Origin of the sequence: Streptomyces sp. NPDC093984 (assembly GCF_044764595.1) — a bacterium.
Lineage (GTDB): Bacteria > Actinomycetota > Actinomycetes > Streptomycetales > Streptomycetaceae > Streptomyces > Streptomyces cynarae.
In genome coordinates this window covers 1,544,252-1,564,255 of sequence record NZ_JBIWIM010000001.1, presented here as the reverse complement: position 1 = coordinate 1,564,255, position 20,004 = coordinate 1,544,252, and the positions used below count along the sequence as shown (strand labels likewise).

Annotated in this window: 19 protein-coding genes; 7 read left to right on the top strand and 12 right to left on the bottom strand. The window is 73.0% G+C overall.

Features of this window, described 5'->3' with window-relative positions; translation table 11 throughout:
* Positions 1 to 108: 108 nt before the first annotated feature.
* Complete coding sequence (gene tatA, locus ACIRC0_RS07020) at positions 109 to 375, top strand: Sec-independent protein translocase subunit TatA (RefSeq protein ID WP_403612286.1); 267 nt, start codon at positions 109 to 111, stop codon at positions 373 to 375.
* A gap of 60 nt (positions 376 to 435) precedes the next feature.
* Here tatA and ACIRC0_RS07015 read toward each other — a convergent pair whose 3' ends face one another.
* Both ACIRC0_RS07015 and ACIRC0_RS07010 read right to left on the bottom strand, forming a co-directional pair.
* On the bottom strand, positions 436 to 1,338 hold the full coding sequence (locus ACIRC0_RS07015) for a M48 family metalloprotease (RefSeq protein WP_403612283.1): 903 nt from the start codon (positions 1,336 to 1,338) through the stop codon (positions 436 to 438).
* Positions 1,335 to 1,736, bottom strand: coding sequence for a BlaI/MecI/CopY family transcriptional regulator (locus tag ACIRC0_RS07010; RefSeq protein WP_403612281.1), 402 nt, complete (start codon positions 1,734 to 1,736; stop codon positions 1,335 to 1,337). The genes ACIRC0_RS07015 and ACIRC0_RS07010 overlap by 4 nt, the downstream gene beginning before the upstream one ends.
* Before the next feature lie 261 nt (positions 1,737 to 1,997).
* Here ACIRC0_RS07010 and ACIRC0_RS07005 point away from each other — a divergent pair, with 261 nt between their 5' ends.
* Together ACIRC0_RS07005 and ACIRC0_RS07000 are read left to right on the top strand one after the other, a co-directional pair.
* A complete protein-coding gene (locus ACIRC0_RS07005) occupies positions 1,998 to 3,509 on the top strand; it encodes a hypothetical protein (RefSeq protein WP_403612279.1) in 1,512 nt (503 codons plus the stop codon).
* The gene (locus tag ACIRC0_RS07000) at positions 3,506 to 4,483 is read left to right on the top strand and encodes a YbhN family protein (RefSeq protein ID WP_403612276.1); all 978 of its coding nucleotides are present in this window, start codon (positions 3,506 to 3,508) and stop codon (positions 4,481 to 4,483) included. The genes ACIRC0_RS07005 and ACIRC0_RS07000 overlap by 4 nt, the downstream gene beginning before the upstream one ends.
* Positions 4,484 to 4,537: 54 nt before the next feature.
* Here the strand turns inward: ACIRC0_RS07000 and ACIRC0_RS06995 are convergent, their stop codons facing one another.
* The 7 genes from ACIRC0_RS06995 to ACIRC0_RS06965 form a co-directional block, all read right to left on the bottom strand.
* Entirely contained in the window at positions 4,538 to 5,191 is a 654-nt protein-coding gene (locus tag ACIRC0_RS06995) for a phosphatase PAP2 family protein (RefSeq protein ID WP_403612273.1), read from the bottom strand.
* Entirely contained in the window at positions 5,188 to 5,853 is a 666-nt protein-coding gene (locus ACIRC0_RS06990; RefSeq protein ID WP_403612270.1) for a DedA family protein, read from the bottom strand. The genes ACIRC0_RS06995 and ACIRC0_RS06990 overlap by 4 nt, the downstream gene beginning before the upstream one ends.
* 116 nt (positions 5,854 to 5,969) lie before the next feature.
* Positions 5,970 to 6,389 (bottom strand): molybdopterin-binding protein, encoded by a 420-nt coding sequence (locus ACIRC0_RS06985; RefSeq protein ID WP_403612267.1) that lies wholly within the window; start codon positions 6,387 to 6,389, stop codon positions 5,970 to 5,972.
* Positions 6,390 to 6,618: 229 nt separating this feature from the next.
* Positions 6,619 to 7,710, bottom strand: a complete 1,092-nt coding sequence (locus tag ACIRC0_RS06980; RefSeq protein ID WP_403612264.1) for an ABC transporter ATP-binding protein — start codon at positions 7,708 to 7,710, stop codon at positions 6,619 to 6,621.
* Positions 7,707 to 8,558: a molybdate ABC transporter permease subunit gene (gene modB / locus ACIRC0_RS06975; protein WP_403612262.1), complete on the bottom strand. Its 852-nt coding sequence runs from the start codon at positions 8,556 to 8,558 to the stop codon at positions 7,707 to 7,709. The genes ACIRC0_RS06980 and modB overlap by 4 nt, the downstream gene beginning before the upstream one ends.
* Positions 8,555 to 9,373 (bottom strand): molybdate ABC transporter substrate-binding protein, encoded by an 819-nt coding sequence (gene modA, locus ACIRC0_RS06970; RefSeq protein WP_403612769.1) that lies wholly within the window; start codon positions 9,371 to 9,373, stop codon positions 8,555 to 8,557. Before modA ends, modB begins: the two co-directional genes overlap by 4 nt.
* Positions 9,374 to 9,554: 181 nt before the next feature.
* Positions 9,555 to 9,953, bottom strand: a complete 399-nt coding sequence (locus tag ACIRC0_RS06965; RefSeq protein ID WP_403612260.1) for a molybdopterin-binding protein — start codon at positions 9,951 to 9,953, stop codon at positions 9,555 to 9,557.
* A 119-nt stretch (positions 9,954 to 10,072) separates the two neighbouring features.
* On the opposite strand from ACIRC0_RS06965, the gene ACIRC0_RS06960 reads away from it, so the two are divergent.
* Together ACIRC0_RS06960 and ACIRC0_RS06955 are read left to right on the top strand one after the other, a co-directional pair.
* Entirely contained in the window at positions 10,073 to 10,660 is a 588-nt protein-coding gene (locus ACIRC0_RS06960) for a hypothetical protein (RefSeq protein ID WP_403612257.1), read from the top strand.
* 41 nt (positions 10,661 to 10,701) lie between these two features.
* The gene (locus ACIRC0_RS06955) at positions 10,702 to 11,457 is read left to right on the top strand and encodes a YcnI family protein (RefSeq protein ID WP_403612254.1); all 756 of its coding nucleotides are present in this window, start codon (positions 10,702 to 10,704) and stop codon (positions 11,455 to 11,457) included.
* 22 nt (positions 11,458 to 11,479) lie between these two features.
* On the opposite strand, the gene ACIRC0_RS06950 is transcribed toward ACIRC0_RS06955, so the two are convergent.
* Entirely contained in the window at positions 11,480 to 12,583 is a 1,104-nt protein-coding gene (locus tag ACIRC0_RS06950) for a HoxN/HupN/NixA family nickel/cobalt transporter (RefSeq protein WP_403612251.1), read from the bottom strand.
* 487 nt (positions 12,584 to 13,070) lie between these two features.
* Here ACIRC0_RS06950 and ACIRC0_RS06945 point away from each other — a divergent pair, with 487 nt between their 5' ends.
* A complete protein-coding gene (locus ACIRC0_RS06945) occupies positions 13,071 to 13,418 on the top strand; it encodes an ArsR/SmtB family transcription factor (RefSeq protein WP_403612248.1) in 348 nt (115 codons plus the stop codon).
* A gap of 7 nt (positions 13,419 to 13,425) precedes the next feature.
* Here ACIRC0_RS06945 and ACIRC0_RS06940 read toward each other — a convergent pair whose 3' ends face one another.
* Both ACIRC0_RS06940 and ACIRC0_RS06935 read right to left on the bottom strand, forming a co-directional pair.
* Entirely contained in the window at positions 13,426 to 15,129 is a 1,704-nt protein-coding gene (locus tag ACIRC0_RS06940) for a hypothetical protein (RefSeq protein ID WP_403612767.1), read from the bottom strand.
* Between the two features lie 186 nt (positions 15,130 to 15,315).
* Positions 15,316 to 19,338 carry a molybdopterin-dependent oxidoreductase gene (locus ACIRC0_RS06935; protein WP_403612245.1) on the bottom strand — a complete coding sequence of 1,341 codons (4,023 nt, stop codon included), beginning with the start codon at positions 19,336 to 19,338 and terminating at the stop codon, positions 15,316 to 15,318.
* Positions 19,339 to 19,584: 246 nt separating this feature from the next.
* On the opposite strand from ACIRC0_RS06935, the gene ACIRC0_RS06930 reads away from it, so the two are divergent.
* Positions 19,585 to 19,974, top strand: coding sequence for a cell division protein SepF (locus ACIRC0_RS06930; RefSeq protein WP_403612242.1), 390 nt, complete (start codon positions 19,585 to 19,587; stop codon positions 19,972 to 19,974).
* Positions 19,975 to 20,004 lie beyond the last annotated feature (30 nt).

Genomic DNA, 20,004 nt, shown 5'->3' with positions numbered 1-20,004 from the left:
ACCGGCCCCACCTGATGGTTGTACAGTTGCGCAATGTAGCAATAATCTCAGGTGGTGCCATGCGCCCGGCGGGCACCCCGGTCCGAGGAAGGGAAGGGGTGGGCGGGGATGCTCCGCAACGGCCTGGAACCCTGGCACCTGCTGATCGTGGCGATCGTCATCATCCTGCTGTTCGGCTCCAGGAAGCTCCCGGACACCGCTCGCGCGCTGGGCAAGTCGATGCGCATCCTCAAGAGCGAGGCCAAGGCCATGAAGGAGGACGGCGACACCGCGCGGTCCGCCACGGCCGAGCCGTCGGCGCAGCGCCTGATCCAGGCGGCCCCCGGGGAGACGGCCTCGGCCCGCCCGGTGGGGGAGAGCGACACGTACCGCTGAACTCCCGAGGCGGCGACTCGAAGTTGACTGAGCGTCAGGCGCCTGACGGGCTGAGCCGTGTCACACCGGAGCGTGCCCCAGCAGTCGCAGCAGATCCCCCGTGGCGTCCGCCGCCCCCAGCGCCGGCAGGGCGCCCAGCGCCAGTGTGGTCGCGGCCAGCGGCCACAGGTGCGGGGGCGGGCCCGCTTGGAGGGCCGCGATGCGGCGGGTGACCGCGCGGTCGGTGAAGGTCAACGCGCACACCGGAGCACGGCGCCCGGCACTGAGCGCGGCGCGCGCCAGGGCTCGGGCCGTGGTGCCACGGTCCCCGACCGCGTCGGCCGCCCGCTCGTCCGCCCACCGCTCCACCAGGAACGTCACGGTGCTGCGGACGGGCGCCAGCAGGGGGTCGGCCGCAGTGGCGAGCGCCACGGCCGTCGACAGGAGCGCGTGCCGGTGGGTCAGATGGGCCCGTTCGTGCGCCAGCAGCACCCGGCGCTCCGCCGGTTCCAGCGCGCTCAGCATCGCCGAGGTGACCAGGATCCGGTCCGGAGCGCCGCCACCGCCGGGGATGGCGAACGCCCGCGGCACGGGCGAGGCGGCGACGACCAGTTCCGTGTCCGGCGGTTGCCCGGCGCACAGTGCCCGCAGCGTGCGGCGCGTCACGCGTTCCGTGCGGACGGCCCGGTACACGCGCAGGGCCACCCCTGCGAGAGCCAGGATCGCGGCGACGGCGATCGCCTCCGGGACCGGGTCCGGCAGCCGGTGGCCGTCCTCGCGGGCGTCCGCGGCGACCGGCGGCACCTGGCCCACCAGGGTGATCGCGAGCAGCACCAGCGACCAGACGGTGGCGGCCGCGGTGAACACGGCGGAGACCGTCAGCACCCGGGCCGCGAGCGCGGGCGCCACCCGCCGGCCGACCAGCGGGCTCAGGGCGGCCAGCAGCAGCGACAGCAGGAGCGGGAGGTAGACGTCGATCTTCATGCGCCACCAGCCTCGGGGAGGGGGCGCCCGCCGAGCAGGTCGCGCAGCGCCTGTTCCTCCTCGGGGCTGAGGCCGGAGACGAACTGCTGGAGCGTGGCGATCGGGTCCGGGCCGCGGTCCAGTGCCTCGTGCATCGCCTCGGCGGTCAGTTCGGCCGCGTTCTTCGCGGGCCGGTACGCGCCGCGCCGCCCGTCCACGTCCCGCAGTACCAACCCCTTGTCGTACAGCCGTTTGAGGATGGTGTGCACGGTGTTGTAGGCGAGGCCGCCGCCGATCTCGGCCTGGATCTCGGCCGGGGTGAGCGCCTCCTCGGTGGCCCACAGCGTGGCGAGCACCTCGCTCTCCAGCTCACCGCTGCTGCGTCGTTCCGCCCTGCCCCCAGGGCCTCTGCCGGCCATGCCCGCAACCTTACAGCGCGTAGGGGGCTCGTCAGTGGTGGGGCGGAGTCGTGCCGCCCGTGCACCGCCATGGCCCGGTTCACTCCATCGGAGCAAAGCCGCCCACGGGCAGGCCGGGTGACCGCCGTTTTCGCGCTGCACCCCGTGGCCGCGCGCGTTAGCTTGTCCGTGTTTTACCTGCTTCTTTCCTGATTTCCATCGTCGACCCTACGACTTGTAGGGTGTGATGCCCCTGCGGCCCGTAGGGGTGAGAGGTGGGTCATGGCCAACAGCTCGCGCACCACGCTCGCAGGCGTCCGCCGGCTCGCAGCGCCGTCGGTCGCCGGCATGTCGTGGCGGGACCGCGGCCAGAGCCTGATCGCAGCGGTCGCGGGCGCCTTCGCGCTGGCCCAGCTCGTCCTCGTACGGCCGGGCATGGGACTCGGCTGGGACGAGACGGTCTATGTCAGCCAGATCAGCGCCCACGCCCCCGCCGCGTACTTCAGCGCCCCTCGCGCGCGGGGCATATCCCTGCTGGTCGCCCCCGTCACCTGGTGGTCCTCCTCCACCGCACTGCTCAGGGTCTATCTGGCGGTGCTCGCCTCCGCCGCCCTGTTCGTCGCGCTGCACGTCTGGCGGGGGCTGTTCCCGCCCCGCGTCCTCGCCCTCGGAGGCGCCCTGTTCGCGAGCCTGTGGGTGACCCTGTTCTACGGCCCGCAGGTCATGCCCAACTACTGGGTCGCGATCGGTGCCCTGGTCGCCACCGGCTGTTTCCTGCGCGCCCACGCCGACAGCACCGACCGGGCGGCCCTGTGGGGACTCGCCGCGGGCGCGGCGCTGATGACGTGGATGCGGCCCACCGACGGTGTCTGGATCACCGCTCCGCTGCTGGCTCTTGCGCTGTTCTTCCCCCGGTGGCGCCGGCTGCGGCTGCTGCTGGCCCTGGTGGGCGGGCTCGTCGCCGGCGCGACCGAGTGGATCATCGAGGCCTACGCCGACTACGGCGGCCTCACACACCGCATCGCCGAGGGCTCCCGGATACAGGGCGGCCTGGGCTGGAGCATCGCCATAGGCGACCAACTGCGCAGCCTCGGCGGGCGCGCCCTGTGCCGCCCGTGCGCCGGCCCGTTGCCCAACCCGGCGGTGACCGCCTGGTGGTTCGTGCTGCCCCTGCTCGCCGTGCTAGCGGCGGCCGTCGCACTCAGGGCCCGCCGCCCGGCACCCCCTTCCCGCACCCTGGTGCCCCTGGCGTGCGCGGCGACGGCGGCCTTCCCGTACCTCTTCCTCATCGGCTACGCCGCGCCCCGCTTCCTGCTCCCCTCCTACGCCCTGCTCGCGCTCCCCGTCGCCGACGCGCTCCTGCACCTGGTCACCGGGCGGGACGGCCGGTGGCGCCCGGTCACCGCGACGCTGGTGGCGATCGGGCTCGCCGGGCACCTGGCGGTCCAGTTCGCGGTGCTGCACCGCACGGTGGCCCGTGCCACCGCCGACCACCGCGGCTGGTCCCGCACCGCAGCCGAACTGCACCGGCTCGGGGTCCGTCCGCCCTGCCTGCTCACCGGGAACGAGGCCGTCCCCATCGCCTTCTACGCGGGCTGCGCCTCCGCCGCCACCAGCGGCCACAACGCCAACACCACCGTCGCCGGCATCGCGAGCACCGCCGGGCGCATCCCCGTCGCCTACCTGGGCGCCCCCGAGGGCCGCCCGCCTTCGTACACCCGCGGCTGGAAGGCGCACACCGTCGACGGCGTCCGCATCCTCGTCTCGCCGACGGCGAGGGGCGGACGCGGATGAGTCCTCCGACGGCCACCGAGGCGGCGCCGGACACCCAGGTGGCGGCGACCGCCCGGACCGGGGCCGGGATCCTGCGCCGCCGCGCCCACTGGCAGGCGGCTCTCACCCTCGCCGTGCTCGCCGCCGCTGCCCTGCTCGCCCTGAGCCACTGGCCGGTGATCGCGTCCGGCGCGGACCGGCTCACCGGTGCCGACCCGGGCTGGCTGGTGCTCGGCGCGACGGCCGCGACGGCGACCTGGGCGTGCTCGGCGCTCGCCCAGCAGGGCGCGGTGCCCGAGGCGCTGCCCGGCGGGCGGCTGGTGGCGGTGCAGTTCGCCGCGTCGGCCGCCAACCACCTGCTGCCCGCGGGCGTCGGCGCGGGCGCCGTCAACCTGCGCTTCCTGACCCGCTGCGGGCTACCGGTGACCCGCTCGGCGACCGCGCTCGCCGTCAAGGCCACCGCCGGGGGCATGGCGCGCGGCGCGCTGATCGCCGTCCTCGCGCTCGCCGGGCCCGGGCTGCTGCGCCTGCCGCGCGCCTCCACCGCTCTGGTGGTGGCCGCCGCCCTGGTGGCCGCCGCGCTCGGGCTGCTGCTGATCGGGCCGGTGCGCCGTGCCGCCGGGGCCGTGCTGGCGGACGTACGGGCCGTGCACCGGCTGCCCGGGCGGGCGCTGGCCCTGTGGGGCGGCTCGCTCGCCTTCGCGTCGCTGCACGCGCTGGTGGTGATCGCGGTGACCCGGTCCCTCGCCGTGCCGCTGCCGCCCGGGCGGGTGGCGCTGGCCTACTTCGTGGCGAGCAGCGCGGCGGTCCTGCTGCCGACCCCGGGCGGCATCGGCGGTCTGGACGCCGCCCTCGCCCTCGCCCTCTCGCTCAGCGGCGCGCCCGGTTCAGCGGCGGCCTCCGTGGTCCTCGGCTACCGCCTGCTGACGGTCTGGCTGCCGCTGCTGCCGGGGCTGCTGGTGCTGGGCCTGCTGGTACGGCGCAGGGTGCTGTGACAGTGGTGCCCGCCGGGCGGTCGACGACGAAACCTGTGGCGCACGGTCCCGGATCTACGTGGGAGTGCCCGTCCGCTCGGGGGCCGTGTCCCGGTCGGTCGCCGTGGACGCCACCAGCAGGGGACGCAGCCGAGTGGTCTCCAGGCGGTGGGCCAGGGCGTCCGGGCGGCGGCTCAGGGGGACCATCGTGAGCGACGCGACCAGGGCGCCGACCACGAACCCGGCCACCACGTCGTGCGGGTAGTGGGCGCCGACCCAGACCCGGGAGACCCCCATCGCACCGGCCGCCACCAGAGCGACGTACCCGATCCGGCGCGAGACGAGGAACAGGGCGACGGCGGCCGCCGCGGCTATCGCCGTGTGGTTGCTCGGGAACGACCAGTCGCCCGGCGCCGGACACGCCTCCAGCGTGACCACGTGCAGACTCTGGCAGGGCCGGTCCTCGCGCACCAGCAGCTTCAGCACGGAGTTCACGGCGTAGGCCAGCACCACCAGCAGCGGCACCGCCAGGGCGGGCAGCGCGGCCCCGGAGCCGGTGCGGCGCGCCCGCCACCAGGCGAGGACCATCAGCACGGCGAACACTCCGAGCCCGTACGTCGACCAGGCGGAGACCAGCGCGTCCAGCCAGGAGGGGGTACGGCGGGCCAGGTCCACCACGTCCGTGTAGGCCCAGCCGTCGATCGGGGCGCCGTCGAAGGAGTACGTCATCCGCGGATGCCCGCCTTCGCGGCCCGGCGGGAGCGCAGGACCTCCAGGGCGACCGGGATCAGGGAGACCAGGACGATCACCGCGACCATCGGCAGCAGGTACTTGTCGACGTTCGGCACCGACGAGCCGAGCGCGTACCCGGCGAGGGTGAGGCCGAGGCTCCAGAGGAGGCCGCCGGCCACCTGCCAGACGGTGAAGGTCCGCACCGGCACCTGCAGCGCGCCCGCCATCGGGTTCAGCACCGTGCGCACCACGGGGACGAAGCGGGCCAGGACGATCGCCTTCGCGTGTCCGTACCGCTCCAGGAGCTCCTCGGCGCGGCGCGCACCCTCGTGCAGGCGGGCCGAGCGGCTGCGGGCCAGCAGCGCGCCGCCCGCCTTGCGGCCGAGTAGATAACCGCACTGCGACCCGGCGAGCGCGCCCACGGCCGCGGCGACCAGCAGCGCGGGCAGCGACAGTTTCACCCCTTGCTGCCCGGAGCCGGTGCACAGCAGGCCCGCCGTGAACAGCAGGGAGTCGCCGGGCAGGAAGAATCCGATCAGCAGGCCGGTCTCCGCGAACATCACCACACCCACGCCCAGCACCCCGAAAGCGGCGAGCAGGGACTGGGCGTCCAGCACGTTCACCGCTAGTTGTGATCCCAGGAACAAGGAGGTGGCCATCGTCGCGAGCCCTTCGGTGCGGAGACCGGGCGCGACGCGGCGTCACCCGGCGGCTGACTACATTCATGTAGACGTCTACGGAACTGTAGACGATGATCGGGTGGCGAACGTTCCCTTCAGGGCGTCACGAGTGAGATCTCCGTGGACTTGATCAGCGCGACGACCGAGGAGCCGGGCAGGAGGCCGAGGTCCTCCGCGGCGTCCCTGGTGATCGCGGCCGTGAGCGTTCCGCCCACGATCGTGACCTTCACCGACGCCATGGCCCCGCCCGTGATGACGCGGTCGACGGTACCGGGCAGTTGGTTCCGGATGGAGACGCCCTCCACCGCCGCGGTGGCCAGCGCCACCTCCGTGGACTTGACCAGGGCGTACACGGAGGCGCCCGGAGCGAGGTCCAGCTCGTCCACGGCCTCCGCGGTGATCGCCGCCGTGACGTCCTGCCCCCCGTCCAGCCTGACCTTGACGGCCGCCATGACCTCGCCCGGCGTGACGGACGTGACGGTGCCGGGAATCTGGTTGCGGATGCTCAGGTTCATGGGCGGCCCTCGCGGAATGTGGAGAATGGCTGATTGTGTCCTGGCCGGTCCCACGGTAGCGGGATGCGCGGGCCGTCTCCGGACGGCGCGTCAGGCCGGACACGTCTCGGCCCGCGTCTGAGGCCGGATACGCCTGGTCCGCGTCTGAGGCCGGAAACCTTTCGGCCCGCGCTTCCGGCCGGACACGTCTCGGCCCGCGCGTCAGGCCGAATACGTCTCGGTCCGCGTCTCAGGCCGGATAGGCGTGCGTCTGTGCCGCCTTGACCGTGGCCCACACCGTGGCGCCCGGATGCAGGCCGAGTTCGGCGGCGGCGACGGTGGTCAGGTCCGCGGCCAGGGGCAGCTCACCGGTGAGGTCGGCGCGGATCTGGTCGCCGTGCGTCTGGAGCCCCGCCACCTCGCAGCGCCACAGGTTGCGCGCGCTGGAGCCGTCGGGCCGGTCCCGGTACAGGGTCACCGCACTCGGGCGGAACGCCACGAAGACGGGTCCGGACAGATCCTCCGTAGTGGTGATCGAGCAACCGGTGTCGAGCCGTACGGTGTGTCCCTGCGCCGTCCCCCGGTACAGATTGAGACCGACGAGCTGGGCGATGTAGTCGGTGCGCGGACGGCGGGCGATGTCGGCGGGGGTGCCCTCCTGGACGACCCGGCCGTGCTCCACGACCACCAGCCGGTCGGCCAGGACCATCGCGTCCAGCGGATCGTGGGTGACCAGCACGGCCACCGCATCGAACTCGTCGAGATGGCGGCGGAGCCCGCCCCGCACCTCCAGCCGGGTGCGGGCGTCGAGCGCGGCGAGCGGTTCGTCGAGCAGCAGCAGCCGGGGCCGGGTGGCCAGCGCCCGGGCGAGCGCGACGCGCTGGGCCTGGCCGCCGGAGAGCCGGCGCGGCTTGGCGCCCGCGTGCTCGGCGAGCCCCATGCGCTCCAGCCACCCTGCGGCGACCGCCCGCGCCTCGGCCTTGGACGCGCCCCGGCAGCGCGGGCCGAAGGCCACGTTGTCCAGCGCCGACAGGTGCGGGAAGAGCAGATAGTCCTGGAAGACGACACCGACGGGGCGCCCTTCGGGCGGAGTGCGCTCCAGCGTGGCCCCGTCGAGCCGCAGATGACCTCCGGAGAGCGGGACCAGTCCGGCCAGCGCGCGCAGGGCGGTGGTCTTCCCGGCGCCGTTGGGCCCTAGCAGCGCGACCACCTCCCCGGGCGCGGCGGCCAGCGCCACGTCGAGCCGGAAGGAACCACGCTCGACGACGATCCGCGCGTCGAGGCCGTCGCCGCGCACGTCGGTGGCGGTGCTGCGGGGGGTGGCCCGGTCGGTGTGGGTCATGACGCCGTCATCCAGCGGTCCCGCAGCCCCGCCAGGACCGCGATCGACACCGCGAGGAGCACCAGGCTCAGCGCGATCGCCGCCGCCGGGTCGTTCTGCAGGGCCAGGTAGACGGCCAGCGGCATGGTCTGCGTGCGGCCCGGGAAGTTGCCCGCGAAGGTGATCGTCGCCCCGAACTCGCCGAGCGCCCGCGCCCACGCCAGCACCGCGCCGGCCGCGACGCCCGGCGCGATCAGCGGCAGCGTCACCCGGCGGAACGCGGTGAAGCGGGACGCGCCGAGTGTCGTCGCGGCCTCCTCGTAGCGCGGGTCGGCGGCCCGCAGCGTGCCCTCGACGCTGATCACCAGGAACGGCATCGCCACGAACGCCTCGGCGACCACCACCCCGGCCGTCGTGAACGGCAGCGTGATCCCGAACCAGGAGTCCAGCCACCGCCCCACCACGCCGTTGCGCCCGAGCGCCAGCAGCAGGGCCACGCCGCCCACCACCGGCGGCAGCACCAGCGGCAGGGTCACCAGGGCCCGCACGAATCCCCGGCCCGGGAAGTCCGTGCGGGCCAGCAGCCAGGCCAGCGGCACCCCGAGGACCAGGCTCACGGCGGTCGCCGCGGTGGCGCTCACCAGGGACAGCCGCAGCGCCTGCCACACCTCCGCGCTGGTCAACTGGTCCGGCAGGGTGTGCCAGGGAGCCCGCACGAGCAGCGCCACCAGCGGCAGCAGCAGGAACGCGAGGCCCACGAGCGCGGGCAGCAGCAGCGGCAGCGGAACACCGGGCCGGCGGACACGACCGCGCCGCGCTCCGCCCACCAGGGTGTCGGCCGCGGCCTCGGGCGCGTCGATCCGGGTCACGGCTGCAGGAACCCGGCCTCGGTCAGCACCTTGCGGCCCTCGGCGGAGGTCACCAGCGCGATGAACGCCTTCGCCGCCTCGGCGTTGGGCGCGTCCTTCAGCAGGGCGATCGGATAGTCGTTGACGGCCTTGGCCGACTCGGGGAACTCCACGCCCTGCACCTTGTCACCCGCCGCCTGCACATCGGTCCGGTAGACGACCGCGGCGTCGGCCTCCTTCAACTCCACCTTGTTCAGGGCGCTCTTGACGTCCTGCTCGTACGACACCGGGGTCAGCTTCAGACCGCTCGCGGCCAGTGCTTTCTGTGCGGCGGCCCCGCAGGGCACGGTCCTGTCGCACAGGACGACCTTCAGTCCGGACTTGGTGAGGTCCTTCAGGGAGGAGACCTTGTCCGGGTTGCCCGGCAGGGTGGCGATCTCCAGCTGGTTGCGCACGAAGGTCACCGGGGCGGTGGCCGTGTCCTTCTTGTCCGACACGATCGCCATCGTCTTGGGGCTGGCCGCGGCGAAGACGTCCGCCGGTGCGCCGCCGGTGATGCTCGCGGCGAGGGTGTCGCTGCCGCCGAAGTTGAAGGACACCTTCGTGCCGGGGTGCTCCTTCTCGAACCGCTTGCCCAGGGTCGTGAAGCTCTCCTTGAGGGATGCGGCGGCGAAGACGGTGACCGTGCCGGACGGCTTCGGCGACGGGGCCGCGGCGGACGCCGCCGTCTTGGGGGAACCCGACGAGGAGGAGCAGGCACTCAGGGCCAGCAGCGCGGCGGCCCCCGCACCGGCGACCTGCACCATCCGGCGGGGCCGGCGCGCGGAACGGGTCATCACGGGTCCACTCCCTCTGCTCGTCCGGGAGGGAGCAGGGGCACCCTCCGATACGCCGATCATACTGGCGCAGATGCGACCCGAAAGTGGTCTGCTGCATCGCACAAAGCCGGTCTGCCCGCAGATCGGGTTGGCGTGTGCGGTCGTCACGTTCGTACGGAGGTGCCGTCGGGCCACGGTCTCAGGCCGTGTCGATATGGACGTTCGTCGACTTCACCCGGGCGGTGGCCTCCATGCCGACCTCCAGGCCCAGTTCCTCCACGGCCTCCCGGGTCAGCAGGGACACCAGGCGGTGCGGGCCCGCCTGGATCTCCACCTGGGCGGCCACGTCACCCAGCTTCACGGCGGTGACGATCCCCGGGAAGGCGTTGCGGACCGAGGTGTACGAGGGGGCGTCCTCCTCGCCGGTGCCGCCGCGCGCCAGTTCCACCGAGAACGCGGCCAGGTCCCTGCCGTCGATGACGCGCCGCCCGCTCTCGTCGCGCCGGGTCGCGACCCGCCCCGCGTCCGCCCACCGTCGCGCGGTGTCCGGACTCACCCCGAGCAGCCGGGCGGCCTGGCCGATTGTGTAGGACTGCATGCGCGCCACGATAGGCGCCCGCGCCACCCCCTCCGCAACGCGCCCCCGCGGCGCCGCGGCACGCCGGATCTGCGGAAACGGACCTGATCGCGGGTGTCCGCGTGGCAGGATCCCACCCCATGGACGTGTCCTGGGCGGTGCGGAGCCTGCGCGCGGCGGTGTTCGCCGTCGTGTGCGTGCTGCTCGCCGTCGGCGGACACACGCTGGCCACCGGCGCGGTGCCGCCGGTGTGGGCGGACGCGGCGGGGTTCCTGCCCGTGTTCGCCGCCGGTGCGGCGCTCGCCGGACGCGAGCGCTCGCTGCCCGGCATCGCCCTCGCGATGCTCCTCGTCCAGGGCGGGCTCCATCTCGCCTTCGACGCCGCCGGGCCGGCACAGATGCCGATGGACATGCCGGGCATGGCGCACGACATGCCCATGGCCGCCCCGCCGCACGCCATGACCTCGCACGCCGTCGTCGCGCACCTGGCCGCCGCCCTGCTGGCCTCCTGGTGTCTGCGGCGCGGCGAGGCCGCCCTGTGGTCGCTGCTGCGCAAGGCCGCCGCCTTCGTCCCGCGCCTCGCCGTCCGGTGGCGTACGGCACCGCTGCCCGAGTACGTCAGGCCGCCGCGCCCGTACGCCCGCCGTCGCCGGCTCCCCGGACAGGCGCTGCTCCGCCACGCCCTCCACCGGCGCGGGCCGCCCCCGGCAGTCCCGTACACCGTCTGAGACCCCCCAAGACCCAGCACCAGTACGGAGCTTGCCCACTCATGTTCCCGATGCGTACCACCCTGCGCCGCGCCACCACCGTCGCCGCGCTCGCCGCCGCCGGTGTCCTCACCGCGGCCGGCGCGGCCTTCGCCCATGTCACCGTCCACCCCGAGAGCTACGCCAAGGGCGCCACCGACGGTGTGCTGACCTTCCGGGTGCCCAACGAGGAGGACACCGCCGCGACCACCAAGGTGCAGGTCTTCCTGCCCACCGACCACCCGATCCTGGGCGTGCTGGTCAGCCCGCCGGACGGCTGGACGGCGCAGGTGACCACCACCAAGCTCAAGACCCCGGTCAAGACGGACGACGGCACCATCACCGACGCGGTCTCGCAGATCACCTGGACCGGCGGCCGCATCCGGCACGGCCAGTACCAGGACTTCAACGTCGCCTTCGGCCAACTTCCGGAGAACGCCGACCAGTTGACGTTCAAGACGCTGCAGACCTACTCCGACGGAAATGTCGTCCGCTGGATCGAGGAGGCCCAGAAGGGGCAGGACGAGCCGGAGAACCCGGCGCCGGTGCTCCAGCTGACCGCCAAGGGCGCGGCGGAGGGCGGCGGTTCCACCGCGGCACCAGCGGGCACCGAGGAGAAGCCGAGTGCCGACACGACGAAGGCCGCGGCCACCAGTGACTCCACCGCCCGCGGGCTCGGCATCGCCGGTCTGGTCGTCGGCGTGCTCGGGCTGGCCGCCGCGGGCTTCGCGATCGCCCGCGGCCGCAGCGGCGCCTCCGCTTCCTCCAGCGGCGAGTGACCGGCCCCCCGCCCCGCCGGCGTCACCTGCCGTCGGCGGGGCGGGGAGCCCAGCGCTCCTCGACTTTCGCCAGCCGCCAGTACGTGAGGGCCGCCGCCCACACCACCACGAACAGCCCGACGATGACGAAGCCCACGTTGTCGAGGTCGAGTCCGGCGATCCAGCCCGTCACCGCGTCCCGCAGGTCCAGCTTGTCGTGCAGCACCCCGACCAGCTCGATCGTGCCGATCAGGAAGGCCACCGCGATCGACAGCCCGGTGATGGTGAGGTTGTAGAACACCTTGCGCACCGGGTTCGAGAAGGCCCACTGGTAGGCGAAGTTCATGAACGTGCCGTCGAGGGTGTCGAACAGGCTCATCCCGGCCGCGAACAGCAGCGGTAGGCACAGGATCGCGTACCAGGGCAGCCCGGCCGCCGCGCCGCTGCCCGCCATCACCATCAGCGTCACCTCGGTCGCGGTGTCGAAGCCCAGGCCGAACAGGAAGCCGAGCGGGAACATCTGCCCGGGGCGGCTGATGGACCTGGTGAAGCGGCCGAGGATCCGGTTCATGAACCCCCGGGAATCCAGGTGGGCTTCGAGCTCCTGCTCGTCGTACGTCCCCGCGCGCATCGCCCGGAACACCCGCAGGATGCCCATCAGCGCCACCAGGTTGAGGGCCGCGATGAGATAGAGGAACGAGCCGGAGATCGTCGTGCCCAGCACGCCGAGCACCTGGTGCGTACGGGAGTTCTCGTTCATCAGCCGCCCGGCCAGCTGGGTGCCCCCGGCGATCAGTGCGGCGAGCACCACCACCACGCTGGAGTGCCCGAGCGCGAACCAGAACCCCACCGACACCGGACGCTTGCCGTCCGCCATCAGCTTGCGGGTGGTGTTGTCGATGGCCGCGATGTGGTCGGCGTCGAAGGCGTGCCGCATGCCCAGCGTGTACGCGGTGACGCCGAGCCCGATGCCGAACGCCTTGGAGCCCATCTCGTAGTGCTCGGGCACCACCAGAAGGAACAGCACGCCGAACGCGGCCACGTGCAGGGCGGCGATCACCGCCAGCAGCCCGGCGGTCCGCAGGGTGTCCTCGCGCCGCCAACGGTAGGAGGCGGCCTCGGGCAGGGCAGGGTCGGTCAGGGTCATACGGTCACGCTCCAGCACCTCGTGGATCACTTCGTGAGATGCCGTGGCCGGTCTCCTGGCTGACGGATCAACGCGCCCGCCCCTACCTTCCCGATCTGGCGGGGCCGGGGAGGTGCGAGCACGCCCCACGCCGCCCGGCACGCACTCTCGCCGCACCGGAGGAAGGCCCACGTAGCTCCGCTACGAAGACCTACTTCCAACACGCCGATAGCACGCACCGAACGACGCGGGAACGCACCCGTACCTCCCCGGCCCCGCCGCGATCAGTGGCGCCACCCGCTGGAGGCGGGCGGCACGGGACGGGAACTCCCCGATCACAGTGGCGAGGGCCGCTCCGGCCTGAGTCCCTGGGGACTTTCACCGGTCTTCCCGAACACCACGGCCCGGCCACCTTAGGGCGGGGGCGGCGACGCCTGCAAGACTGCATAGTTGGGCAGGTATCCGGAGGTATCGAAGATCACACAGGGGCGCCTGGGAGAATGTGCGCATGCATCTCGTCCCCGCCGACCGCGCCGACAGGCGCACCATCGACGGCCACCGGGTCTGCGAGGCCATCGAGGCCATCGGCGCACCCGAGGCCGTACGCACCTGGGCCGACCGCTTCTCGCTGCTGGCCGACCCCGGCCGGCTCGCCCTGCTGCTGGCCCTGCACCGGGCCGGGCCGCTCGCCGTCTCGGACCTGGCGGTGGCGACGGGCATGAACGACCCGGCCGTCTCGCAGGCGCTGCGGCTGCTGCGGACGGCCGAGGTGGTGGCGGGCGAGAAGGAGGGGCGGATCGTCCGCTACCGGGTGATCGACCCCGTGGTGAACGAGCTGCTCAAACAGGTGACCTGACGACAGGTCACTTCTTGTGCGAGGGCGGGACCTTCTGCGCTGCCAGGTGGATGTCCTGGCTCGACAGCGTCATCGGCGACGCGGTGAAGGCCCGCAGCCGGATACGGGTGCCCTCCTTGGGCACCGCGAAGCCCTTGCCCGGCGCCTGGATCCGGTACGTCGCCGAGGTGTGGGCGCCCACGGACGACGGGCCCTGGAGCACCTTCCAATAGCGGCTCACGCCCTGTCCGGTGGTCACCGCGAAGTGGGGCTCGGCGGCGGAGTCGCCGGTGTTGTGCACACGGACGGTGAGCGCCTTGACGGTCTGAGGCGTCGTCCGGGTCGAGCCGACGGCCTGCATCCGAAGCGGCGGCTTACCGGTCGCCGCAACCGCCGCGGCCACCAGGGCGGGCGCGACCAGGGCGCCGGCCAGCACCGCGCGGGCCGTCCGCCGGCCGTGCAGCAGCCGGGGCTGCCAGGCGGTGGCGAACGCGGAGGGCGGCACGGTGACCGCGGCCGCCAGCCACAGCGGCGTCATCATCAGGTAGTAGCCGTCCTGCGAACGGGTCGCCAGGAAGAACGCGCACCAGGGAAGCACGGTCGCCGCCGGACCCAGCCGGCGCACGAACAGCACGAACAGCGCCAGCAGACCCGCCGCCAGCAGCATGCTCGCGTGCGAGTACCAGGACAGGCGGTCGCTGCCGTCGGTGTAGTACAGGGAGATGCCGACCAGGCCCTGGCCGTGGATGATCGCGCCCTGGGTGAGCGGCAGCGCGATGCCCTCGATCCACGTGCGCGGCTCGGTCACGATGAAGTAGGCGTTGATCAGCAGCCACGTTCCGGCGGCGATGCCCACGATCCGCCCCACGGCGCGGGCTGCCCCGCGCGCCCCCAGCTCGCCGCGCCGCAACGCGTAGACGCCGGCGAGCAGGAACGGCGTCAGGAACCACGGCAGCTGCTGGCTGGCGCAGGCCGCGCCCAGGCAGGCCGCCCGCGCCCAGTCGGCCGGGCCGCCCGTGCCCATCCGCGTCCAGCGCACCACCACCGGGATCAGGAACGCCAGCGCGACGATCGCCGGGTAGCCGAGCCGGGCGTACATCGGGATCATGCCGAAGCCCAGGCAGACCATGGTGGCCGCCGAGCGCCACGGCGTCGGCAGCATCTTCCACATGACGATCGTGCCGAGCACGATCGCGGTCGTGGGGACCAGGACCTCGGGCAGCGCGCCGTGGCCCATCCACAGCAGCGGCGCGGTGAGGATCGCGGTCAGCGGCGGATAGCCGTAGGTGAAGTCGTAGCCGCCGTCCACCGTCTGGGTGTAGGCGACGGTGCTGTGGTGCCCGAACAGCCAGGGCCAGGCCTGGCCGTACACCGGGTTGCCGTGGAGCAGTTCGCGGGCGGCCTGGATGGTGAGGATCGACTCGTCGCTGTAGTCGTGCAGCGCGCCGGCCGCGCAGTAGACGAGCGTGATCGCCGTCACCAGGACCACGAGATCCAGGCGCGCCAGCGAGCGGCTGCGCCGCACCACCAGCGTCAGGACGCCCGTCACCAGGATCGACGCGTAGCAGACGGAGATCACTGCGGCGATCGGCGGCTGATGGCTGGCGGCGCTGTTCCACACGTTGCGCGTGCCGATCAGCAGGCTGATGTTCGCGAGCAACGTGAGAACGCGGTGCCACTGTGCGGGAGCCCCGTCCGGCTCGTCCTCGCCCCGTGCCACCAGTGGGAGCACCCAGCGGGCGCTTGTCGACGGCTTCACTTCTGCCACATGCACGGAAGGACGCTAGGAGGAGATCATGAACGTCGAGCGCCCGGAGGTGAAGAGCCCGGTATCAGCGAGGTGAAGAGGGCTCGTACGGGGGTTGCACCGACGGTTGCGTCCTGCCTGTCGGCCACGATCGAGGCACTGCGCGCCGCCTCAGTAGACGTCCCGCACATACCGCTTCTCCGCCGCGAGCTGCTTCACATACGCGGCCGCCTCCGCCTCGCTCAGGCCGCCGTGCAGGACGGCGATGTCCCGCAGCGCCTGGTCGACGTCCCTGGCCATGCGGGAGGCGTCCCCGCAGACGTAGAAGCGGGCGCCGTCCCGGAGCCAGTGCCACAGCTCTGGGCCGTGCTCGCGCATCCGGTCCTGGACGTAGACCTTGGCGCGCTGGTCGCGGGAGAAGGCTGTGTCGAGACGCGTGAGCACGCCGTCCTCCCGCAGCTTCGTCAGCTCCTCCTCGTAGTAGTGGTCGGTGGCGCGGTGCTGCTCGCCGAAGAACAGCCAGTTCGGAGCGGTGTGCCCGAGTTCGCGGCGCTCCTGGAGGAAGCCGACGAAAGGGGCGACCCCGGTGCCGGGCCCGACCATCACCATCGGGGTCGAGCCGTCCGCCGGCGGCCGGAAGTGGGGCGAGCGCTGCACGAAGACCGGCACCGGCGCATCGGGCTCCGCGTCGGCGAGGAAGCCGCCGCACACCCCGGCGCGGGGTCGCCCGCGCAGACTCTCGTAGCGCACCACGGACACGGTCAGCGACACCCGGTGGGGGTCGACGAGCGGGCTGGAGGAGATCGAGTACAGCCGCGGCTGCAACCGCTTGAGCACTTGGGCCCATTCCTCGGCCGAGGCCCGCACCGCGTACTCGGCCGCCACGTCGACGGCCTGCCGCCCCCAGCACCAGCGCGCCAGGCCGTCCTTGTTGTCGGGGCGCAGCAGTTGCCGCAGCTCCCGGTCGTCCCGGGTGCGTTCGGCGACGAAGCGCAGCAGGTCCGGGGTGATCCGGGTGATGTCGAGATGCCTGAGCAGGGCTTCGGCGAAGGGCACCTCGCCGGCTCCCGCGACCTCGACGGCGGCGGCGCGGTCGATGCCCGTCACCTCCAGCCATTCCTCCACGAGCGTGGGGGAGTTGACCGGGCGCACACCGAGCGCGTCCCCGGCCTCGTACGTGAGGCCGGTCCCGCTGGTGTCGAAGGTGAACCGGCGCACCTCCTTGCCGGCTCCGGGCAGGCTGAGCAGCCGGTTGCCGACCAGGCGGGCGGTCGCCGGGGCGGGTTTGCCCGGCTTCGGCTGCGCGGGGGCCGCCGCCGGGGCGCCGCCGAGCGCCGCGAGGACCGACTCGAGCCAGGCGTCCGCGGACGGCTCGTAGTCGGGTTCGCAGTCGGTGCGCGGCGCGAGGCGCACCCCGCCCAGCTCCTGCAGGCGCGCGTCGAGACGGCGCCCGTGTCCGCAGAAGTCGTCGTACGACGAGTCGCCGAAGGCCAGCACGGCGAAGCGCACACCGTCCAGGCGCGGAGCCTCGTGACCGGAGAGGGCGTCCCAGAAACCGGAGCCGTTGTCGGGCGCGTCGCCGTCGCCGAACGTACTCGTGATCAGCAACAGATCGGCACCCCGCGGGAGTCGGCCCACGTCGGCCTCGTCCATGCCGACCAGGGTGGCCCGGTGCCCGGTCGCGGAGAGCCGCTGGGCGGTGGCCGTGGCGAACTCCTCCGCGTTCCCGGTCTGCGAGGCCCACAGCACGACGACCTCACGGCCGGCCGGTTCCCGCTCCTCGGGCGCGCTGCCGGCCCGGGAGTACATGCCGGCGAGGACGCCGTTGACCCACAGGGCGTGCTCCGGGCTGAAGGGCGCGTCCGGCGGCAGCACCGGCACCCCGGGGGCGCCGGAACCGAGGCCCGCGAGGAAGCCGGTGAGGTACTGGCGCTCCTGGGAGCTCAGGACCGGCGGAGGGGCGGGGGTGAGGCCGAAGGGGTCGGCGGCGGTCGGGGCGACGGGCACCGGGACCCGCGTGACCGCCGGGACGGGGGCCGCCGGAGGACTCGCCGGCTCGGCCACCTTCGCCAGTGCCACCGCGCACACCTTGAACTCCGGCTGGAAGGAGACCGGGTCGAGCGCGTCACTTGTCACCGCGTTGACGCTCAGATACTCGCCGAACAGATCGTTCCAGTGGAACGGGGCGAAACAGCACCCGGGCCGCACCCGGTCCGTCACCACCGCCGGCAGTACGGCCCGCCCGCGCCGCGAGGCCACCTCCACCCGGTCGCCGTCCGCGATCCCGAGCGCGGCCGCGTCCTCGGGGTGCACCTCCACGAAGGGCCCCGGGTTGAGCTTGTTGAGCTTCTCGACCTTGCCCGTCTTGGTCAGCGTGTGCCACTGGTGCTGCACCCGCCCGGTGTTCAGCAGGAAGGGGAAGTCATCGTCGGGCAGTTCGGCGGGCGGCAGGTGGGGGCGCGCGTGGAACACCGCCCGGCCGCTCGGAGTGGGAAACGTCAGCCCGCCGTCGACGTACCGGATCGGATTGCGCGCCGGACCGTCCTCCCGGGCGGCCGGCCACTGCACGGGCCCGGTCCGCAGCCGGTCGTAGGTCACGCCGCGCAGGTCCCATCCCGTCTTCGGGTTCCAGGCGCGCTTGATCTCCTCGAAGATCTCCTCGGCGCTGTCGTAGGAAAAGCCCTCCGTGTACCCCATCTCCCGCGCGACCGCAGCGATCAGCCGCCAGTCGGCCATCGCCTCGCCCGGCGGGTCCAGCGCGGGCCGGGCGAGGGTGAGCCCCCGCTCGCTGTTGACAAGTACGCCCTCCGCCTCGGCCCACAGCGCGCCCGGCAGGACCACGTCGGCGTAGGCGTTGGTCTCGGTCTCGGCGAAGACGTCCTGGGCGACGACGAACTCGGCGGCCTCCAGGCCCTCGATGACCGTCTTCCGGTTGGCCACGGACGCCACGGGGTTGGTGCACATGATCCAGCAGGCCTTGATATCGCCGTCCGCCATCTTCTGGAACATCTCGACGGTCCCGCGCCCCACCCCGTCCGCACGCAACGCGCCCGGCCGGAGCCCCCACAGCTCCTCGACGAACGCCCGCTCCTCCTCCACGAGCACCGACCGCTGACCCGGCAGCCCCGGCCCCATGTAGCCCATCTCGCGGCCGCCCATGGCGTTGGGCTGCCCGGTCAGGGAGAACGGGCCGCTGCCCGGACGGCAGATCGCGCCGGTCGCGAGGTGCAGGTTGACGAGCGCGTTGGTGTTCCAGGTGCCGTGCGTGGACTGGTTGAGCCCCATGGTCCAGCAGCTCGTCCACTCCTTCGCCTCGCCGATGAGCCGGGCCGCCCGACGGATGTCCTCCTCGGCCAGACCCGTGATCTCGGCGACGGCGGTGGGCGTGTAGTCGGCGAGGAAGGCGGGCATCGCCTCCCAGCCCTCGGTGTGCCGGGCGATGAAGCCCTCGTCCGTGTGCCCGTTCTCGTGCAGCAGGTGCAGCAGCCCGTTGAGCAGGGCGAGGTCGGTGCCGGGGCGTATCTGCAGGAAGAGGTCCGCCTTCGCGGCGGTCGCGGTGCGCCGGGGGTCGACGACGATCAGCTTGGCGCCCGCCTTGACCCGGTCCATCAGACGCAGGAACAGGATCGGGTGGCAGTCGGCCATGTTCGAGCCGATGACCAGGAAGACATCCGCCTCGTCCAGGTCGTCGTACGATCCCGGCGGCCCGTCGGCGCCCAGCGACAGCTTGTAGCCGGTGCCCGCGCTCGCCATGCACAGCCGCGAGTTCGACTCGATCTGGTTGGTCCGTACGAAGCCCTTGGCCAGCTTGTTGGCGAGGTACTGCGCCTCCAGGCTCAGCTGGCCCGACACATAGAACGCGACGGCGTCCGGACCGTGCTCGTCGATGATCTCCCGCAGCCGGCGGGCGGTCTCGCGCACGGCCGCGTCCACGGGAGCGGGCACCGGCTCCGCGCCTCGGTCGTCGCGCACGAGCGCCGTGGTCAGCCGCCCGGACGCGGCCAGCATGTCCGCGGTGGTGGCGCCCTTGGTGCACAGCCGGCCGCGGTTGGCCGGGTGCTCCTTGTCGCCGGACGCCTTGACGACACGACGGCGGCCATCGGGACCGGTCGCGACGTCGAGCACGATCCCGCAGCCGACGCCGCAGTACGAGCAGACGGTCCGTATCTGCTGCGTTCCGGGGCTCGTGGTCATGTCGACAACCGTACGAATTGCCCGTTACGCGGATGTCACGTGCCGCGATCTTGAGCCGTTACACGCGCTGCACACCAGGCAAGGTGCCGGTGTGAGGCGACGCCGGCGTGGTACTGGAGGGGCGCCGTCCGGCCGGAGTGACAGAACGGAGTGTCGCGGTCCGTGTCGCTGTTGGGCCGAACGGGTGACCATGCGCAAGAATTGCCCGGTGCAGACGATGAGTGCGAGCCGACACGGGGAGGGCCGGTGAACAGCCACGATGTCACCGACGAACAGTGGGAAGGGCTCGCTCAGGTCGTTCCGCTGCGGGGCCGGGACGCCTGGCCGTCAGCGGTCGACCACCGAGCGCCGCCCGAGGCGCAGACCGAGGCGCGCCGCCGCTTCGTCGTCCTGAGGGTCAATGTGTTCGCGGACGCCCGCGACGTCGCCGAGACCCTGATGGCGGGCGTACCGGTCCTGCTCGACCTCACCGGCGCGGAGACGGACGTCGCCAAGCGGGTCCTGGACTTCAGCACGGGCGTCGTCTTCGGCCTGTCCAGCGGGATGCACCGGGTCGACCGCAACGTGTTCCTGCTGACGCCGCCGGGCACGCAGGTACGGGGACTGATGGAGGAGGCAGGGGTTCCGGGCGTCTGAGCCGGGGTGTGGGTCCCCGACGGGCCCGGC

What these genes read in the sequence shown, in the direction of transcription:
- ACIRC0_RS06950 (WP_403612251.1), bottom strand. Translation starts at nt 12,583, where the DNA reads ATGACCCTGACCGACCCTGCCCTGCCCGAGGCCGCCTCCTACCGTTGG.
- ACIRC0_RS07000 (WP_403612276.1), top strand. Translation starts at nt 3,506, where the DNA reads ATGAGTCCTCCGACGGCCACCGAGGCGGCGCCGGACACCCAGGTGGCG.
- modA (WP_403612769.1), bottom strand. Translation starts at nt 9,373, where the DNA reads ATGACCCGTTCCGCGCGCCGGCCCCGCCGGATGGTGCAGGTCGCCGGT.
- ACIRC0_RS06995 (WP_403612273.1), bottom strand. Translation starts at nt 5,191, where the DNA reads ATGACGTACTCCTTCGACGGCGCCCCGATCGACGGCTGGGCCTACACG.
- tatA (WP_403612286.1), top strand. Translation starts at nt 109, where the DNA reads ATGCTCCGCAACGGCCTGGAACCCTGGCACCTGCTGATCGTGGCGATC.
- ACIRC0_RS07015 (WP_403612283.1), bottom strand. Translation starts at nt 1,338, where the DNA reads ATGAAGATCGACGTCTACCTCCCGCTCCTGCTGTCGCTGCTGCTGGCC.
- ACIRC0_RS06980 (WP_403612264.1), bottom strand. Translation starts at nt 7,710, where the DNA reads ATGACCCACACCGACCGGGCCACCCCCCGCAGCACCGCCACCGACGTG.
- ACIRC0_RS06955 (WP_403612254.1), top strand. Translation starts at nt 10,702, where the DNA reads ATGTTCCCGATGCGTACCACCCTGCGCCGCGCCACCACCGTCGCCGCG.
- ACIRC0_RS07010 (WP_403612281.1), bottom strand. Translation starts at nt 1,736, where the DNA reads ATGGCCGGCAGAGGCCCTGGGGGCAGGGCGGAACGACGCAGCAGCGGT.
- ACIRC0_RS06960 (WP_403612257.1), top strand. Translation starts at nt 10,073, where the DNA reads ATGGACGTGTCCTGGGCGGTGCGGAGCCTGCGCGCGGCGGTGTTCGCC.
- ACIRC0_RS06935 (WP_403612245.1), bottom strand. Translation starts at nt 19,338, where the DNA reads ATGACCACGAGCCCCGGAACGCAGCAGATACGGACCGTCTGCTCGTAC.
- ACIRC0_RS07005 (WP_403612279.1), top strand. Translation starts at nt 1,998, where the DNA reads ATGGCCAACAGCTCGCGCACCACGCTCGCAGGCGTCCGCCGGCTCGCA.
- ACIRC0_RS06945 (WP_403612248.1), top strand. Translation starts at nt 13,071, where the DNA reads ATGCATCTCGTCCCCGCCGACCGCGCCGACAGGCGCACCATCGACGGC.
- ACIRC0_RS06965 (WP_403612260.1), bottom strand. Translation starts at nt 9,953, where the DNA reads ATGCAGTCCTACACAATCGGCCAGGCCGCCCGGCTGCTCGGGGTGAGT.
- ACIRC0_RS06990 (WP_403612270.1), bottom strand. Translation starts at nt 5,853, where the DNA reads ATGGCCACCTCCTTGTTCCTGGGATCACAACTAGCGGTGAACGTGCTG.
- ACIRC0_RS06985 (WP_403612267.1), bottom strand. Translation starts at nt 6,389, where the DNA reads ATGAACCTGAGCATCCGCAACCAGATTCCCGGCACCGTCACGTCCGTC.